The organism is Streptomyces sp. NL15-2K, assembly GCF_030551255.1.
Taxonomy (GTDB): domain Bacteria; phylum Actinomycetota; class Actinomycetes; order Streptomycetales; family Streptomycetaceae; genus Streptomyces.
In genome coordinates, this window is record NZ_CP130630.1 from 3,206,612 (window position 1) to 3,223,012 (window position 16,401).

A 16,401-nucleotide genomic window follows, 5' to 3' on the forward strand; every position below is an offset into this window, starting at 1 on the left:
CCCGCTCACCCCGCCCGCGACGGCGCGGGCAGCCGCGCCCCGCTCGCCCCCCGAACAGCCACCAGGCGCGGCAGCGCGTACGGCAGGGTGCCGTACCAGACCCACGCCACCGTGAAGCCGAAGGCGAGGCACGCGATGCCGCCCACCGCGTCCAGCCAGAAGTGGTTGGCGGTGGCGACGATGACCACCAGCGTGGCCGTCGGATAGAGCAGCCCCAGCACCCGCACCCACGGCACCGACGCCAGCGCGAAGATCGTCAGCCCGCACCACACGGACCAGCCGATGTGCATCGACGGCATCGCGGCGTACTGGTTCGACATGTTCTTCAGGTCGCCGGAGGCCATCGAACCCCACGTCTGGTGAACCATGACCGTGTCGATGAAGTCGCTGCCGTTCATCAGACGGGGCGGCGCCAGCGGATACAAGTAGTAACCGACGAGGGCGACGCCCGTCGTCGCGAACAACACCATGCGGGTCGCCGCGTAGCGGCCGGGATGGCTGCGGTAGAGCCACACGAGCACACCCAGCGTCACCACGAAGTGCAGCGTCGCGTAGTAGTAGTTCATGCCGACGATGAGCCAGGTCACCGAGTTCACGGCGTGGTTGACCGACTCCTCGACGGCGATGCCGAGGTGGTGCTCGACCTTCCAGATCCAGTCGGCGTTGCGCAGCGCCTCGGACCTTTGCTCCGGGACCGCGTTGCGGATCAGTGAGTACGTCCAGTAACTCACCGCGATCAACAGGATCTCGAACCACAGACGAGGACGGCGCGGGGTACGCAGCCGGTTCGCGAAACCTGGTCCCGTCCGGGCCGTGACGGGGTGCGGAACGGCCTCTTCGCGGCCTTCCTGCGGCGTCACGGTCGTCTCACCCATAGGCACAGAGTCTGCCAGAAAAGCCCTTCCCGACCGATCATCCCCCGGTCGGGTCCGCACCGCACGTCCTACGCCCAGGAGACCCCCGCGCCCTCCTACCAGCGCACTGCGGAAAGAGCGAATTCTCCGCCTTGAGGACGACTTGGTCGCCCCAGGGCCTGTTGCGAAAGTCCCGCCTGCCCCGCGACGCCATGCACGCTCCCCCACTGCCTTAAAGGCGTGGGAGGGGCCCCCACTCGCCGCACCGGGCGCAGGCCCACGTACAACCAGTACGAGGGCCTGCGCCCGGCACGCCGAGAGTACGCACCTACGCGGACATCAGCCGCTGCCGCGGCGGGCGCGGGGCCCGCCCTCCGGGCGGACGACGGGACTTTCGCAACAGGCCCTAGGGTCCTCAGGGCCACGTCAGCGTCCTACGACCCCCTGATGGCGAACCCGGTCCCCGGGCGCCGAAGCCGTGGAACCGCGCACCACCAGCTCCGGCATGAACACGAACTCGCTGTGCGGCGCGGGCGTACCGCCGATCTCCTCCAGCAGCGTGCGGACCGCCGCCTGACCCATCGCCGGGACCGGCTTGCGGATCGTCGTCAGCGGCGGGTCGGTGAAGGCGATCAAGGGGGAGTCGTCGAAGCCCACCACCGAGATGTCCGTCGGGACCTGGAGACCCCGCTGCCGGGCCGCCCGTATCGCGCCCAGCGCCATCATGTCGCTGGCGCACACCACCGCCGTACAGGAACGGTCGATCAGGGCGGTGGCCGCCGCCTGGCCGCCCTCCAGGGTGTAGAGGGAGTGCTGGACGAGTTCCGACTCGATGGCGTCCGGGCTCAGGCCCAGCTGGTCCTGCATGGTGCGCACGAAGCCCTCGATCTTGCGCCGGCGCGCTGGTCGCCACCGCTTTCCTCGCGGTCGGCCGGGAGGGCCTGGAGACGGCCCTGTTCGTGTGGGCGTCCGTGCACGCGGCGAGTGACGGCACCCCACGTCCGCTGATCGGCGTCGCCCTCGGCATCGCGACGGCGGTGTTCCTCGGCTGGCTGTTCTACCGGGGGGCGCTCAGGATCAACCTCGCCAAGTTCTTCACCTGGACCGGCGGCATGCTGGTCGTCGTGGCCGCGGGCGTGCTGGCGTACGGCGTCCACGACCTCCAGGAGGCCGACCTGGTCCCGGGCCTGACGAACAAGGCCTTCGACATCAGCGGCACCGTCCCGCCGGACAGTTGGTACGGCACCCTCCTCAAGGGCGTCTTCAACTTCCAGCCCGATCCGACCGTCCTCCAGGTCACGGTGTGGCTGCTGTACCTGATCCCGACGCTCGTGCTTTTCCTCGCCCCGGTAGGGTTCGCCTCCGGGAAGGGGAAGGTGAAGGAACCTGATGAGCAGGGATCGCGGCCCTCGAAGGCTCCGCAGGCTTGACCGGAGCGCACTGATAGCGGCCTCAGTGACCGCTTTGTCGTTGACGGCGAGCGGTTGCATGGTGGTGCACGGGGAGCGGGAAGTGCTCCCCGCGACCACCCGGGCGGAGGCCGACAAGGCACTCGAGCAGTTCACAACCGCGTACAACGCGGCCGACAAGGCCTACGACAGTTCCCTCGACGCGGACCACGTCACCGGCGCCCTCGGTGCCATCGACGCGGCGCGGCTGAAGGCCGGCAAGACGGTCAGCCCCGAGGGCAACGCGTCGCACACCCCGCTGAAGCTGTCGGACGCGAAGTACACGATTCCGAAGAAGGCGGGCTGGCCGCGCTGGTTCGTCGCCGACGCACGCGGCAACAAGGGCGGTGACGTGCGCTGGCTGATGGTGTTCCTGCGCAACGGCCTGGACGAGCCGTGGCAGGTGTCGTACCTCACGCTGGTACTGCCCGGCCAGGTGCCGAAGTTCAAGAAGGACGCGGACGGCTGGGCCGAGGCCATCCCGGCGAACTCGGCGGAGTTGGCCGTCAAGCCCGATGACCTGTCCAAGGACTACACGGCGTACCTCAAGAGCGGCGGGGACACCTTCGCGGACGGAACCCACACCAGCGAATGGCGTGCGAAGCGCGAGAAGAACGCCAAGAAGCCGGGTCTGGTCACCCAGTACATCGACGAGCCGCTGACGAGCGGTGACTACGCGCCGCTGGCACTGCGGACGGCGAACGGCGGGGCGCTGGTGTTCTTCTCCTCGCACCACTACGAGAAGCAGACGGCCTACCCGGGTTCCTCCGTCCCCACGCCCACCGACGATGTGCTCGCCCTGACGAATGGTGAGATCAAGCAGTCGCTCACCATGGAGTTCGTGGCCAACGAGGTGGCTGTGGACCCGGCGAAGGGCTCGGGCGACCAGCGGGTCAGCCTGCTGGGGCGGATCCAGGGGCTCACGTCGGCGGAGGGGTCGTAGACACCCCGGACACCCGTGTACCGGTACTGGCTTACCGGCGCAGGGGCCAGGCCGCGTTCGCGTGGTCCGGCTCCTCGCCGGCGTGGCGGGCGCAGGCGTCGGTGAGGACTTCCAGCAGGGTCAGCGGGTCGGGCAGCGGGTGCTCGGGGCCGCGGACCCAGTGGACCGACTGGTCGTCACCGGGGAGCCGGGCGGGCGGGACGAGGACGTAGGAGCCGCGGCAGTGCCAGCGCAGGCCCGGGTGCTCGTCCATCGTCTCGGGGTGGCAGTCCAGTTCGCAGGGCCACCACTCGTCCTCGACCTCGGGGGTGCCCCGGGTGAGGGTGAAGAAGAGCAGGCGGCCGTCGTCGCTCTCGGCGACCGGTCCGACGTCGATACCGGAGTCGAGCAGCCGCTGAAGCGCCTCGCGGCCGGCCTCCAGGGGGACGTCGAGGACGTCGTGCACCATGCCGGTCGCGGTGATGAAGTTGGCCTGCGGCTGGTGCCGGGCCCAACGCTCGATCTGGGCGGGGTCGGTGGTGGACTGGGTCTGCCAGGCGAACGACACGGGGTGCCGGGCCGGGGTGGGACAGCCGACGCGGTCACAGGAACAGCGGTAGTCCTGGGTGGGATACGCGGCGGGCGCGAGCGGCAGTCCCGCTCCGGCGGCGGCGAGCAGCAGGGCCTCACGGCCGCCGTTGTCCGTGGCGGCCTCCTTCGGGCGGCGTCCGCGCAGCCACTGGGAGAGTTTGCCCTGCCGGCCGGTGCGGCCGCCGAACTCCGCGCTCATCTATCCCCTCGCCTCGCTGTCGTGCGGAACAGCATGCCCTATGGTCCCACCATCCCGCGCTCCGGGGGGCCTTACCCGACATCCGGTGCAGGTGGGACAGGGCCTGTCCGGCGGTCGGATCGAGTGTCATTGCCGACTTCGGCGGGATTCGGGTGCCTACCGTGGTCGGCATGGTCACATGGATCGCGCTGACGGGCCTGGCCTCCGCGGCTTCCGTGGTCTCGCTGACCCTCGCGGGAGCGACGACCCCGCTGGAGTGGGGCGCGGGGCCGCTGACGGTGGACTCGCTGCCCCGCGTCACGTACGTCGCCCATCGCGGCGGCGCCCGCGAGGTCCCCGAGAACAGCATGTCGGGCCTGATGGCGGCCTACGAACGCGGTACGGCGCAGGTGCTGGACTTCGACACACGGATGCTGCGCGACGGCACGCCGGTCGTGATGCACGACCCGACCCTGAACCGGACGACGTTCCTCGGCGGCGAGGTGCGGGGGCTCGACGGCCGCGAGTGGCAGGGAGTGCGGCTGCGGCCGAGGGACTCGCTGCCCGGGAGCTGGCGGTCGGAGCGGCCGCCGACGGTGGCCGAGGTGCTGGACCGTTTCGGCGGGCGGATCGTGCTGATGCTGGAGGCGAAGGACCCGCGCGGTCTGGGCCGGCTGGCCGCGCTGATCCGGGCCCGCGGGCTCACCCGCTCGGTGTTCGTCAACTCCAACGACCCCGAAGTGGCCCGCCGCGTCCACCGGCTGGGCCTGCTCGCCCAACTGTGGCGCTCGGCCGAGCAACTGCGCCGGGACCGGCCCGAGCGCTGGCGGTCCTACGTCGACCTGCTGGACGTCGACCACAGGGCGCGGGACGCGGACATCGTCCGGGCGGTGCGCTCGGGCATCCCGCGGGTGTGGGCGCACACGGTGGTCACCCCCGCCCAGCGGAACCGGGCGCTGGCCCTGGGCTGCGACGGGATCATCACGGACGCGCCGGGGCGGCTGGCGCGGCATCCGGGCCGGGGGGCTCAGCTGAGGGTTCAGCGGGGAGCGAGGCCGTAGAGGGCGTAGTCGACGAGGGTGTCGGTGTACTCGTAGGAGATCGGGCCGGTGTACTGGAGCCAGCGCTGGGCGAGCGGGGAGATGAAGAACTCCAGGGCGATGCGCGGGTCGATGTCGGGGCGCACCTCGCCGGCCTCCTGCGCGGCGCGCAGCCGGTCGACGTAGAGCTGGAGGGACGGTTCCATGAGCGTGGCCGCGACCCTCCGGCCGAGTTCTTCGTCGACCAGCCCCTCGGCGGCCAGGGCCCGTGACGGCGCCGAGTACCGGGGGTCCTGCAGCTGGTCGACGGTGACCCGCAGTACGGCCTTGATGTCGGCGGCGAGGTCACCGGTGTCCGGGATGACGTACGGCTCCGCACCCGCCTCCCGTGACGCCTGCGCGAAGAGGTCGAGGAACGCCTCCAGCAGTACGTCCGCCTTCGACGACCACCACCGGTAGATCGTCTGCTTGCCGACACCGGCGCGGGCGGCGATGCCCTCGATCGTGGTCTTGGGGTAGCCGACCTCGACGACGAGTCCGAGGGCGGCGTCGTAGATCGCGCGACGGGACTTCTCGCTGCGGCGGGTGGTGTCAGGAGCGGGCTTCTGGAGGGTCATGCGTCGAATTTAACAGGTTGACAAGACGGAGCGTCTCGCTGGACAGTGGTCAGGTGAGAGCGAGACGGTGCGTCTCGTCACTGTGTCGAGCTTCAGGAGGAGGCTGTCATGGCCCGAGGCGGAGAAAACATGCTGGGCGTCGGCGGCGCGCGGAGGAACCTCGGCCGCAAGGCCCTGCGGGGCGGCGCCCAGGACGGCAGGTTCGGTGGCGGAGTCGACCGCCAGGCCCAGAAGCGGGAGCTGCTGCGCAAGCTCCAGGAAGAACGTACGAGTAAGGCGAGTAAGGCGAACAAAGCGAACGAGGAGGGTCGCACCAGCGACGAGTCGTCGTGACTAGGGCCGGTCCGCCGGAGGCCAGGGGTCGCCCCAGGCCGCGTCGCGGGCCGCCTTGTACAGGTCGCCGTGGCGTTTGGTGACCGTGCGGCGGTCGAGGTGCTCGTCGGTCTCGCACAGGTCGAGGAGCACCTGGCCCTTGCGGATCTGCGGGCGCCGGACCACCCGGGAGGGGGCCGGCGTCACGGGGAGGCGGGTGGCGGCGACGTAGGCGAACTTCTCGTCCTCGTAGGCGAGCGAGCCGCCCTTGACCTGGCGGTGCAGGGAGGAGCGGCTGACCCGGGCCGAGAAGTGGCACCAGTCCTCGCCGGGGACGATGGGGCAGGCGGCGCTGTGCGGGCAGGGGGCGGCGACGTGGAAACCGGCGGCGATCAGGCGGTCGCGGGCCTCGATGACGCGGGCGTAGCCGTCGGGGGTGCCGGCCTCGACGAGCACGACGGCCTGTGCGGCGGCCGCGGCGGCGTCGACGAGGGCGGTGCGGTCGCGGGCGGTCAGTTCGTTGAGGACGTAGGAGACCGTGACGAGATCGGTGCTCTCGAGTGTGAGCGCCGCTCCGATGCGCGCGCGCTGCCAGCGGGTCTCGTGCAGCGCCGGGTTGGCGGCGGCGAGCTCCCGGCCCAGGGCGAGCGCGGGCTCGGACCAGTCGAGAACGGTGACGGGGCGGGGGCCGGTCCAGGTGGCGCTCACCGCCCAGGTCGCGGCGCCGGTACCGCCGCCGACGTCGACGTGGCTACGGGGCGTCCAGTCGGGTACGGCCTCGGCGAACGCCTCCAGCGCCGAGCGCACCGCCTCGAAGGTCGCGGGCATCCGGTAGGCGGCGTACGCGGCCACGTCGGCACGGTGCCGGAGGATCGGGGCGTCGGTCGGGGTGGCTCCCCGGTAGTTGGCGATCAGCCGGTCCACGGCCTGCGCGGCCTCGCGGGGCGGGAGGCCGTCGAGGAGGGCGGCGAGGCTGCGGCGGAGGGCGTCCGCCGGAGATGCAGGGTCGTTCACCCGCCAATTCTATGTTTGCCCGCGTGGGTGTCGGCCTCGCTGGGGGCTCCGCCCCCAGACCCCCGGGCCTATGCCCACCCTGCCGCCCGTCTCGGTCAGTCGAAAGGTGAACCCCTGGGGCTCCGCCCCAGACCCCACCCTCACCCCTACATCCCCCGAACCGCCCGAGCCACCCGCGTCCCCGCCGCCGCCCGCGGTCTGCTGTCCGGCTCCCGTCTCCGGGGATGCACCCTGTTCGTCAGCAGTACCAAGAACGTGTCCGTCGCCGGATCCAGGACCAGCGACGTCCCCGTGAACCCCGTATGGCCGGCCGCTCCCCGCCCCGCCAGTTCGCCCATGAACCACGGCTGGTCCAGGGCAAAGCCCAGTCCCGGCTCGGTCAGCATCAGTTCCACGAAATCCGGGCCCAGGATGCGCGCCGGGCCGTACGCGCCGCCCGCCAGCAGGGCGCGGCAGAGGATCGCCAGGTCCCGGCCCGTCGAGAACAGGCCCGCGTGACCGGCCACTCCGCCCAGCGCCCAGGCGTTCTCGTCATGGACCACGCCCCGCAGCATCCCCCGGTCCGCCTTGGCCCACGGCCGCCGCTGGTCCTCCGTGGCCGCCGCACCGGGGCACGGGCCGAAGCGGGTCGCCGTCATGCCCAGCGGACGGGTGATGCCGTCGTGGATGAGGACATCGAGGGTGCGGCCGGTGTTGCGTTCCAGGACGTGCTGGAGGAGGAGCGGGTTGAGGTCGGAGTAGAGGTACGTGCCGGGTGCGCCGACCGGTCGCTCCGCGCGGAGCATCGCCAGACGTTCGGTGTCGTCGGCGCAGTCGTGGAGGGGGAGCTCGGGCCGCAGGCCGGAGGTGTGGGTGAGCAGCGCCCGTACGGTGATGCCGCGCTCGGCGGCCGCGCGGAAGTCCGGCAGGTAGGCGCCCACGCGCGCGTCGATGCCGAGGGTGCCCCGCTCGATCTGCTGGACGGCGGCGATCGAGGTGAACAGTTTGGTGAGGGAGGCCAGGTCGAAGGGGGTGTCGACGGTCATCGGGACGCGGGCGTCGGGCGGCAGTTCCACGCCGGCGTCCGCCCGGGGGTCGTAGGACGCGTACCGGACGGCCCAGCCCGCCGCCTCCTCGACGGCGATCACGGGGCCGCGCCCGACGACCACGACGGCGCCCGCCGCCCAGGGGCGCTCGCCGAGGGTGAGGTTCTGTACCTCCTGGACGAGGTGTCGGAGTTGCCCGGGGTCGAGTCCGGCCCGTTCCGGTGTGTCGCTGCGCAGTCTCGGTGCGCTCAGCTCCCCGCTCCCTCCGTACTCGCACGCTTGTTCCAGGGATGGCACATTCCCACGAAGCAGGCCAGCGCCACCAGTGCGGCCGCCAGTTGGACGACGGCCATCGGGACGGCGGTGTGCTCGCCGGCGACGCCGACGAGCGGGGAGGCGATCGCTCCGACGAGGAAGGAGGACGTGCCGAGCAGGGCGGAGGCGGAGCCGGCGGCGTGCTTGGTGCGCATGAGGGCGAGTGCCTGGGTGTTGGGGAGGGTGATGCCCATCGCGGACATCAGGACGAAGAGGGCGGCGGCCATGGCGGGCAGGCCCACCTCGCCGAAGACGTCCAAGGACATCAGGAGCAGCGCGGTCGCCGCCAGGATCACGATCGTGAGCCCCACCGCCAGCACCCGGTCCAGGTTCACCCGCCCCACCAGGACCTTGCCGTTGATCTGGCCGACGAGCACCAGGCCCACCGAGTTGAGCCCGAACAGCAGGCTGAACGTCTGCGGGGAGGCGCCGTATATCTCCTGGATCACGAACGGCGAGGCGGAGATGTAGGCGAACAGCGCGGCGAAGGAGAAGCCGCCCGCGAGCATGTAGCCGGAGAAGGCGCGGTCGGCGAGCAGGCCGCGCATCGCGCGCAGGGCCTCGCCGACGCCCCCGGAGTGGCGTTCGGCGGGCGCGAGGGTCTCCGGGAGCTTCGCCCACACCACCCCGGCCAGCAGCACCCCGACGACCGTGAGCACGACGAAGACGCCCCGCCAGTCCGTGATCCGCAGGATCTGCCCGCCGATGAGCGGCGCGACGATCGGGGCGACGCCGGAGATCAGCATGAGGGTGGAGAAGAAGCGGGCCATGGCCATGCCGTCGTGGAGGTCACGTACGACGGCTCGCGCGATCACTATTCCGGCCGCGCCCGCGAGGCCCTGCGCCAGCCGGAAGGCGACCAGGAGCTGGACGGTGGGGGCCACGGCGCACAGGGCGGTGGCGACGACGTAGACGGCGAGACCGATGAGCAGCGGGCGCCTGCGTCCCCACCGGTCGCTCATCGGGCCGACCACCAGCTGCCCGAACGCCATGCCGGCCAGGCAGGCCGTCAGGGTGAGCTGGACGGTGGCCGCGGGCGCGCCGAGGGACCGGGTGACCTCCGGGAGGGCGGGGAGGTACATGTCCATCGCCAGCGGGGGCGTGGCGGTGAGGCCGCCGAGGATCAGGGTGACGAGCAGGCCGGTGCGGCGCAAGGAGCGGGCGGCCGGTTCCGATGTCGGTACGGCCGCCTGCGACGGGTGCGATGTATCAGATGTACCAGATGTGTCACATGTATCCGATGTCGACGGCGCCTCCTGCGGCGCCTCGGCCGGCGCGTCGCGCTCGGGCATGTGCCCCTCCCTTTCCGAGTGATCCGCCACCTATGCTCTCAGCTCGTACCGAGTGCCGAAGGGTGCCGAGGGTCACGTGAGCGAGGGTGGGGCCGCAATGACGGAGCAGAGCGTGCGCTGGGGGATTCTGGCGACCGGAGGGATCGCTGCCGCCTTCACAGCGGATCTGGTCGATCTGCCGGACGCGGAGGTCGTGGCTGTGGCCTCGCGGACACAGGCGTCGGCGAAGGCGTTCGCGGAGCGGTTCGGGATACCGCGGGCGTACGGCGACTGGGACGCGCTGGCGCGGGACGAGGACATCGATGTCGTGTACGTCGCCACCCCGCACTCGGCGCACCGGGCGGCCGCCGGTCTGTGTCTGGAGGCCGGGCGGAACGTGCTGTGCGAGAAGGCGTTCACGCTGAACGCGCGGGAGGCCGAGGAGCTGGTCGCGCTGTCCCGGGCCCGCGGGAGCTTCCTGATGGAGGCCATGTGGATGTACTGCAACCCGCTGATCCTGCGGCTCGCCGAGCTGGTGCGGGACGGGGCGATCGGCGACGTGCGCCATGTGCAGGCCGACTTCGGGCTGGCGGGTCACCTCTTGCCGGAGGCGAGGAATGGGATACTGCCTCCCTCGCACCGGCTGCGTGACCCGGAGCAGGGCGGGGGCGCGCTGCTGGATCTGGGCGTGTACCCGGTGTCGTTCGCGCAGCTGCTGCTCGGGGAACCGGCGGACATCGCCGCGAGGGCCGTGCTCTCCGACGAGGGTGTCGATCTCCAGACGGGAGCACTGCTCTCCTGGGAGAGCGGCGCGCTCGCCTCGGTGCACTGCTCCATCATCGGCGGTACGGCCACCACCGCCTCCGTCACCGGCTCGCTGGGCCGCATCGACATCCCGTACGGCTTCTTCCACACCGACCGGTTCGTGCTGCACCGGGACGGCCGCGACCCGGAGGAGTTCGCGGCCGGCCCGGCGGACGGTCCCCGGGGCAGTCTCAAGCACGAGGCGCGCGAGGTGATGCGGGCCCTGCGGGCCGGCGAGACCGAGTCCCCGCTCGTCCCGCTCGACGGCACGCTCGCCGTGATGCGGACGCTCGACGCGATCCGGGACCGCGTCGGCGTCCGCTATCCCGGCGAAACCCCCAGCGAGACGGGCGAGCCGGAACTCACGCCGGCTTGAGCCCCTGCTCCCCCACCTCCGTCACGAAGGACGCGGCCGTCGCGATCGGCGCCCCGGGCGTGAGCACGTACGGCACCGTCTTGAAGTCGGCCCGCGCCCGCTCCCGGCCCAGCGCGACGGTCACATAGCCGCGCCGCCCGTTGTAGAACTTCAGATGCGGGTTGGCGGTCATGTACGTGTCCCAGGTCGCGGGCTTGTCGGCGCCGTCCCGGCCGCTGGAGATCGAGGTCGCCACGATCTCCGTGCCGAGGGTCGGCGAGGCCTGGTCGTCGAAGTCGTCCTTGATGTCGAAGGCGTACGCCGAATGGACGTCCCCGCTCAGCACCATCAGGTTCTCGACGCCGGCCGCCTTCGCCCCGTCGAGGACGCGCCGGCGCGAGGCACGGTAGCCGTCCCAGGCGTCCATCGACACCCGGGACGGCGTGGTCAGGTCGATGTGCCGCTGAGCGAACATGACCTGCTGCGGTACGACGTGCCACAGCGCCCGTGAGGCGCGCCACCCGTCGAGCAGCCACCGCTCCTGCGTCTCGCCGGTCATGGTGCGCGCCGGGTCGTCGGACTCTGGGCCGGGGGCGTGCGCGACATCGCCGTACGCCTGGTTGGAGCGGTACTGGCGGGTGTCGAGGACGTCGAACTGGGCGAGCCGGCCCCACTTCAGGCGGCGGTAGAGCTGCATGTCGGGGCCGGCCGGCTGCTGGGGGCGGCGCAGCGGCTGGTTCTCCCAGTAGGCGCGGTAGGCGGCTGCGCGGCGGAGCAGGAACTCCTCGGGCGGCACGTTGTTCTCGGGGATGTCGTCGGCGTAGTTGTTCTCGGTCTCGTGGTCGTCCCAGGTGACGACGAAGGGGTGCGCGGCGTGGGCGGCGCGCAGGTCGGGGTCGGACTTGAAGAGGGCGTACCGCAGGCGGTAGTCCTCCAGCGTGACCGTCTCCCGGTTGAAGAGGGCGGGGAGCGTGCGGTCGGTGTAGTTCCGCCGGCCGCCGACGGCGTCGACCGCGTACTCGTACAGGTAGTCGCCGAGGTGGAAGACGACGTCGACGTCGTCCTGGGCGAGATGGGCGTACGGAGTGTAGTAGCCGTCGTGGTACGCCTGGCAGGAGACGGCGGCGAGGGTGAGGGCCAAGGCCTGGTCACCGGAGGCGGGCGCGGTGCGGGTGCGGCCGGTCTCGCTGACCCAGCTCCCCACCCGGAAGCGGTAGTGGAAGACCCGGCCGGGGTCGAGGTGGCTCACCTCGACGTGCACGGCGTGGTGGAACTCGGGGTGCGCGGTGACAGTGCCGCGTCTGGCGATCCGGCGGAAGCGGTCGTCGTGGGCCAACTCCCAGTGGACCGTGACGCGTTCGGCGGGCAGGCCGCTGTCGGGCTGGTACGGCGAGGGGGCCAGCCGGGTCCACAGGAGCACGGACGTCGGCAGCGGGTCGCCGGAGGCGACGCCGAGGGTGAACGGGTTCTCGGTGATCTTCGCGGCGTCGAGTTCGGCGGCGGCGGCGATGCCGGCCGACGGCAGATTGGCCGCGAAGGCGAGCGCGGCGGCCGCCGAGGTGACGGTCAGGAAGCGACGGCGGTTCAGGTGGCGTGCGGCGGCGCGGAGTTCGGGGGCGTGCTGGGACGGGCGTGCTGCGGGTGTCATCCGGTCCTCCCCTGACGAATGGGTGCAAGGGGCATTCGAGTGGCCGGGGACGACCTGTGATGGGCACGTACACAACAGTCGGATGGCGGATGGATGAGTTCCGCATGGCGGGCCGTCCCCTACGCTGCGGGCCCATGAATGCCATGCAAACTGCGAAGGTTTCGAGGACCGCGGTGGTGACCGGCGCGGGTTCCGGCATCGGTCGCGCGGTCGCCGTGGAGCTGCTGCGCGCGGGGTGGTCGGTGGCCCTGGCGGGGCGCCGGATCGAGACGCTGGAGGAGACGGCGGCCCTGGTGCCCGAGGGGGCCTCCCTCGCCGTACGGACGGACGTGTCGCGACAGGAGGATGTGGCCGCGCTGTTCGTCGCCACCGTCGACCGATTCGGGCGTGTGGACCTGCTGTTCAACAACGCGGGGACGTTCGGGCCGGGCGGTGTGCCGGTCGAGGAGTTGCCCTACGACGCCTGGCGGCACGTGGTGGACACCAACCTCAACGGGGCGTTCCTGTGCGCGCAGGCGGCGTACCGGCAGATGAAGGAGCAGGACCCGCAGGGCGGACGGATCATCAACAACGGGTCCATCTCGGCGCACGCGCTGACGGGGCTCACCAAGTCCCTGTCCCTCGACGGGCGGCCGTACCGCATCGCGGTGGGGCAGATCGACATCGGCAACGCGGCCACGGACATGACCGCGCGGATGCAGACGGGGGCTCTTCAGGCCAATGGTGAGATCGCGCCCGAACCCGTGATGGACGTCGCCGACGTGGCGCGCACGGTGCGGCACATGGCGGAGCTGCCACTGGAGGCGAACGTGCAGTTCGCGACGGTGCTGGCGACGGCGATGCCGTACGTGGGCCGGGGCTGATTCACAATCTGCACAAACGGAATGTGGCCGTCCACTGCGTTATGGCCGGTGGCAGGCTTATGCTCTACATCTCCTGCACCAGAGCTTCACACTTGGAGCACTGGACTTCCGCAGGCGCACCCGAGGGGGGAGGCGGCAGCCGTACCACGGCACCGGATGGGGGTGGACCCCGCGTGGGACCGCGGGGTACGCACCGGTTCGTGGAACGGCTGCCGCGTGGGTCGGGAATCGGCCCCGGACGCTCAGCGTCCGAGGATGCGCTCGACGTCGGCCATCTGCTCGGCGGTGAGCGGTCCCTTCTCCAGGGCGCCCGCGTTCTGTTCGGCCTGGGCGACCGAGCGGAAGCCGGGGATCGGTATCGTGCGCGGGCTGCGGGCCCACAGCCAGGCGAGGGCGCCCTGGGCGAGCGTACGGCCGCCGCTGGTGAGGACGTCCTTCAAGGCGTCCACCCGGGCGAGCCACTCCGGGTCCGCCCCCGAACCGTCGCCGAACCCCTGCAGCCACGCCGGGGGCCGACTGCGGATGTCTCCGGCCTGCGAAGGCGCTTGACGCTTCCCGCCCAGCAACCCCATCGCGAGCGGACTGCGGTTGACGCTCGCGAGATTCGACTCCTCGCACAGCGCGATCATGTCGGGCGCGTCCTGCAACATATTGATCGCGTGCTGTACGGCCGTACAGTGCTCCCCCTCGGCGAACACGGCGGCACGGGCCGGGTCGTCGGTGCTCCACGCGTAGGCGCGGACGAGGCCCTCGCGCACGAACCCCTCGCAGACGTCGCGGAGTTCGGCGGCGCGCTCGGGACCGGCGTCGGAGATGTGCAGCTGGTAGAGGTCGACGTGGTCGGTGCCGAGGCGGGTGAGGGACGCCGTCAGCGCGCGGCGGGCATGGGGGTGTTTTGAAAGTCCCGTGCGGTGCCCGCGGTGTTCGGTGCGTGCCCTCGGCGTGCCGGACGAAGGCCCTCGATGGGGGTCCCCCCGCTCGAGCGAAGCCGAGAGTGGGGGAGGAGCTACTTGGGCCTTTGGCCGGTGCGGCGAGGGTGCGTGCCGGGCGCCGCGGGTGCTGTGCGGGACTTTCAAAACACCCCCTAGGCCGGGGTGCCGTCCTGGCCGGTGCGGGTGCGGGTGTCCTCGTCGAAGACGTTGCCCCACTTGGTGGCTAGGACCACGTCGTCCCGGCGCTTGCCGAGGGCCCGGCCGAGGACGCGTTCGCTGTGTCCGGCGCCGTAGGTGTCGGCCGTGTCGAAGAAGGTGACGCCCAGGTCGAGGGCGCGCCGGACGGCCCGTACGGACTCCTCGTCGTCGACCTTGCCCCAGCCGAGCGGCTGCCCGTCGGTGTCCTGCCATTCGCCGCCGATCGCCCAGCAGCCGAAGCCGAGCGCGCTGACCTCGATACCGCTGCGGCCCAGTGTCCGTGTGGTCTCCATGCCGGAGCACGCTAGGAGTTGGAGCGCACACGAACGCAAGGCCTTCGTACGGCCCGCCGCGGGAGCGGCTGATGTCGCTTTCAGGCCTGCCCGGTCTCGAAGCGGGTGATCCTGCCGTCGTCGTCGACCGTGAAGCTCCAGCGGGTGCGCATCTCGCCCCAGGTGTCGTTGCTGTAGCGGGCGACGAGGGCGCGGCCGCCCCGGGACTCGTTGTCGACCTCCATGTGACCGTGGGAGGAGAAGATCTCCCGGTCGATCCAGTCGTCGAGGTCGCGTTCGGCCCCGTCGTCCGCCATCGTCGCACCGGGGGCGAGGAGCGAAAGGAAGGCCTCGCGGTCATGGGCGTTGACGGCGGTGACGAAGGCGCGGACGGCCGGGTCGCTGAGTTTGGCGGTCTGAATCGTCATGCCAGTCAGACTCACACCGCTCCCCGGGGCCCGCCACCGGAAGCTCCGCCGGCCCGCCCCGGCCCGCCCGGCCCGCCCGGCTCCGCCACCCGAACGGCGCCGCGGGCGGGGCCGCGAGGTGTCGGGAGTGCGAGGGTGGAAACGCGGAGGGAGTCGTTCCCGGTTGTTCCGGGTTGTGCTTGTTACCTGCCTCGGGAGACAAAGTGACCACTTACGACCGACGTGATCTGGGTCTGCTGCTGCTCCGGCTGGGTACCGGCGGGGTGCTGGCCGCGCACGGCACGCAGAAGCTGTTCGGGTGGTTCGGCGGGCACGGGCTGGAGGGCACCGGCCAGTTCATGGAGTCCGTCGGGTACACGCCAGGGAAGGCGAGCGCCACGGCGTCCGGGCTGGCCGAGACCGGCGGCGGCACGCTGCTGGCGCTGGGCCTCGCGACCCCGGCCGCCGGTGCGGCGGCGGCCGGGGCGATGGCGGGCGCGTCCGCGGTGCACGCGCCGAACGGCTTCTTCAACCAGGAGGGCGGCTACGAGTACGCGGCGACCCTGGGCCTGGCCGCGACCGGCCTCGCGGTCGCGGGCCCCGGGCGGCTCTCCCTCGACCACGCGCTCGGCCATGTCTTCGACCGCGGCTGGATGGTGCCCGCGGCGTTCGCGGCGACGGCGGCGGTCACTGCCGTGGTCGTGGGGGCGCGCAACAAGAGGCTGCAGAAGGACGAGCAAGAGAAGGCAGCAGGCCAGTTCGAAGAGCAGGAGGCGCTCTTCGGCGAGTCGTAGGCTGCCCCGCCCGGGGATTCGGGGTACGTGTCCCGCCCATGGGCCGGCGTGCCAAGCTGCCCGCATGACTGATCAGGCCACCCCTCCCGAGACCTCCGCCGACCTGTGGGCCGCCATCGACGACCTCTGGGCCTGGCTGGAGGCGAACCGCCCGGTCGCCGGCCGGGAGGGCATGCTGCTGCGCATGCTGAAGCTGTCCGAGGAGGTCGGCGAGGTCGCCCAGGCCGTGATCGGGGCGACCGGGCAGAACCCGCGCAAGGGCGTCACGCACACCTGGGAGGACGTCCAGGGCGAGCTGTGCGACGTCGTGATCACGGCCCTGGTGGCCCTGCGCACGCTCACCCCGGACACCCGCGAGGTCTTCGCCCGGCATCTGGCTCGGGTGACGGAGCGTTCGCTGGGCTAGGGCCTGTTGCGAAAGTCCCGTCGTCCGCCCGGAGGGCGGGCCCCGCGGCGTCAGGTGCGTACTCTCGGCGTGCCGGGCGCAGGCCCTCGTACTGGTTGTACGTGGGCCTGCGCCCGGTGCGGCGAGTGGGGGCCC

At 71.6% G+C, this 16,401-nt stretch carries 16 protein-coding genes and 3 pseudogenes; 8 read left to right on the forward strand and 11 right to left on the reverse strand.

Going from position 1 to position 16,401, the window contains the following annotated elements; all coding sequences use genetic code 11:
- Nucleotides 1-5: 5 nt before the first annotated feature.
- Both Q4V64_RS13990 and Q4V64_RS13995 read right to left on the reverse strand, forming a co-directional pair.
- Entirely contained in the window at nt 6-875 is an 870-nt protein-coding gene (locus tag Q4V64_RS13990) for a phosphatase PAP2 family protein (protein ID WP_124442778.1), read from the reverse strand.
- Nucleotides 876-1,280: 405 nt separating this feature from the next.
- Nucleotides 1,281-1,772 (reverse strand): annotated as a pseudogene (locus tag Q4V64_RS13995) (substrate-binding domain-containing protein); the annotation flags it as partial.
- Between Q4V64_RS13995 and Q4V64_RS14000 the strand changes: the two are divergent.
- Together Q4V64_RS14000 and Q4V64_RS14005 are read left to right on the forward strand one after the other, a co-directional pair.
- Nucleotides 1,751-2,284: pseudogene (locus tag Q4V64_RS14000) on the forward strand (FTR1 family protein); the annotation flags it as partial. The pseudogenes Q4V64_RS13995 and Q4V64_RS14000 overlap by 22 nt on opposite strands.
- Nucleotides 2,244-3,245, forward strand: a complete 1,002-nt coding sequence (locus tag Q4V64_RS14005) for a hypothetical protein (RefSeq protein ID WP_124442786.1) — start codon at nt 2,244-2,246, stop codon at nt 3,243-3,245. The pseudogene Q4V64_RS14000 and the gene Q4V64_RS14005, both read left to right, overlap by 41 nt.
- A 31-nt stretch (nt 3,246-3,276) precedes the next feature.
- Here the strand turns inward: Q4V64_RS14005 and Q4V64_RS14010 are convergent, their stop codons facing one another.
- Nucleotides 3,277-4,014 (reverse strand): bifunctional DNA primase/polymerase, encoded by a 738-nt coding sequence (locus Q4V64_RS14010; protein ID WP_124442787.1) that lies wholly within the window; start codon nt 4,012-4,014, stop codon nt 3,277-3,279.
- Nucleotides 4,015-4,184: 170 nt separating this feature from the next.
- On the opposite strand from Q4V64_RS14010, the gene Q4V64_RS14015 reads away from it, so the two are divergent.
- On the forward strand, nt 4,185-5,054 hold the full coding sequence (locus Q4V64_RS14015; RefSeq protein ID WP_124442788.1) for a glycerophosphodiester phosphodiesterase: 870 nt from the start codon (nt 4,185-4,187) through the stop codon (nt 5,052-5,054).
- Here the strand turns inward: Q4V64_RS14015 and Q4V64_RS14020 are convergent.
- Nucleotides 5,033-5,650 (reverse strand): TetR/AcrR family transcriptional regulator, encoded by a 618-nt coding sequence (locus tag Q4V64_RS14020; RefSeq protein ID WP_124442789.1) that lies wholly within the window; start codon nt 5,648-5,650, stop codon nt 5,033-5,035. The genes Q4V64_RS14015 and Q4V64_RS14020 overlap by 22 nt on opposite strands.
- Nucleotides 5,651-5,758: 108 nt before the next feature.
- Here Q4V64_RS14020 and Q4V64_RS14025 point away from each other — a divergent pair, with 108 nt between their 5' ends.
- Nucleotides 5,759-5,983 (forward strand): DUF6243 family protein, encoded by a 225-nt coding sequence (locus Q4V64_RS14025; RefSeq protein WP_253267221.1) that lies wholly within the window; start codon nt 5,759-5,761, stop codon nt 5,981-5,983.
- Here Q4V64_RS14025 and Q4V64_RS14030 read toward each other — a convergent pair whose 3' ends face one another.
- From Q4V64_RS14030 to Q4V64_RS14040, 3 genes are all read right to left on the reverse strand, one after another.
- Nucleotides 5,984-6,976 (reverse strand): small ribosomal subunit Rsm22 family protein, encoded by a 993-nt coding sequence (locus Q4V64_RS14030; RefSeq protein WP_124442790.1) that lies wholly within the window; start codon nt 6,974-6,976, stop codon nt 5,984-5,986.
- A 146-nt stretch (nt 6,977-7,122) separates the two neighbouring features.
- On the reverse strand, nt 7,123-8,298 hold the full coding sequence (locus Q4V64_RS14035) for a serine hydrolase domain-containing protein (RefSeq protein WP_172629409.1): 1,176 nt from the start codon (nt 8,296-8,298) through the stop codon (nt 7,123-7,125).
- The gene (locus Q4V64_RS14040; protein ID WP_124442791.1) at nt 8,250-9,608 is read right to left on the reverse strand and encodes a multidrug effflux MFS transporter; all 1,359 of its coding nucleotides are present in this window, start codon (nt 9,606-9,608) and stop codon (nt 8,250-8,252) included. Before Q4V64_RS14040 ends, Q4V64_RS14035 begins: the two co-directional genes overlap by 49 nt.
- Before the next feature lie 97 nt (nt 9,609-9,705).
- Here Q4V64_RS14040 and Q4V64_RS14045 point away from each other — a divergent pair, with 97 nt between their 5' ends.
- Nucleotides 9,706-10,767 (forward strand): Gfo/Idh/MocA family oxidoreductase, encoded by a 1,062-nt coding sequence (locus Q4V64_RS14045; protein WP_124442792.1) that lies wholly within the window; start codon nt 9,706-9,708, stop codon nt 10,765-10,767.
- On the opposite strand, the gene Q4V64_RS14050 is transcribed toward Q4V64_RS14045, so the two are convergent.
- Complete coding sequence (locus tag Q4V64_RS14050) at nt 10,754-12,394, reverse strand: alkaline phosphatase D family protein (protein ID WP_124442793.1); 1,641 nt, start codon at nt 12,392-12,394, stop codon at nt 10,754-10,756. The genes Q4V64_RS14045 and Q4V64_RS14050 overlap by 14 nt on opposite strands.
- Nucleotides 12,395-12,528: 134 nt before the next feature.
- On the opposite strand from Q4V64_RS14050, the gene Q4V64_RS14055 reads away from it, so the two are divergent.
- Nucleotides 12,529-13,257 (forward strand): SDR family oxidoreductase, encoded by a 729-nt coding sequence (locus tag Q4V64_RS14055; RefSeq protein ID WP_124442794.1) that lies wholly within the window; start codon nt 12,529-12,531, stop codon nt 13,255-13,257.
- 242 nt (nt 13,258-13,499) lie between these two features.
- On the opposite strand, the gene Q4V64_RS14060 is transcribed toward Q4V64_RS14055, so the two are convergent.
- From Q4V64_RS14060 to Q4V64_RS14070, 3 genes and pseudogenes are all read right to left on the reverse strand, one after another.
- Nucleotides 13,500-14,333, reverse strand: coding sequence for an aldo/keto reductase (locus Q4V64_RS14060; protein WP_253267222.1), 834 nt, complete (start codon nt 14,331-14,333; stop codon nt 13,500-13,502).
- Nucleotides 14,334-14,347: 14 nt separating this feature from the next.
- Nucleotides 14,348-14,680: pseudogene (locus Q4V64_RS14065) on the reverse strand (aldo/keto reductase); the annotation flags it as partial.
- A gap of 80 nt (nt 14,681-14,760) precedes the next feature.
- Nucleotides 14,761-15,087, reverse strand: a complete 327-nt coding sequence (locus Q4V64_RS14070) for a nuclear transport factor 2 family protein (RefSeq protein ID WP_124442795.1) — start codon at nt 15,085-15,087, stop codon at nt 14,761-14,763.
- A 203-nt stretch (nt 15,088-15,290) separates the two neighbouring features.
- On the opposite strand from Q4V64_RS14070, the gene Q4V64_RS14075 reads away from it, so the two are divergent.
- Nucleotides 15,291-15,860, forward strand: a complete 570-nt coding sequence (locus tag Q4V64_RS14075) for a DoxX family protein (RefSeq protein ID WP_124442796.1) — start codon at nt 15,291-15,293, stop codon at nt 15,858-15,860.
- 64 nt (nt 15,861-15,924) lie between these two features.
- Nucleotides 15,925-16,266 carry a MazG-like family protein gene (locus Q4V64_RS14080; RefSeq protein WP_124442797.1) on the forward strand — a complete coding sequence of 114 codons (342 nt, stop codon included), beginning with the start codon at nt 15,925-15,927 and terminating at the stop codon, nt 16,264-16,266.
- The last annotated feature ends 135 nt before the right edge of the window (nt 16,267-16,401 follow it).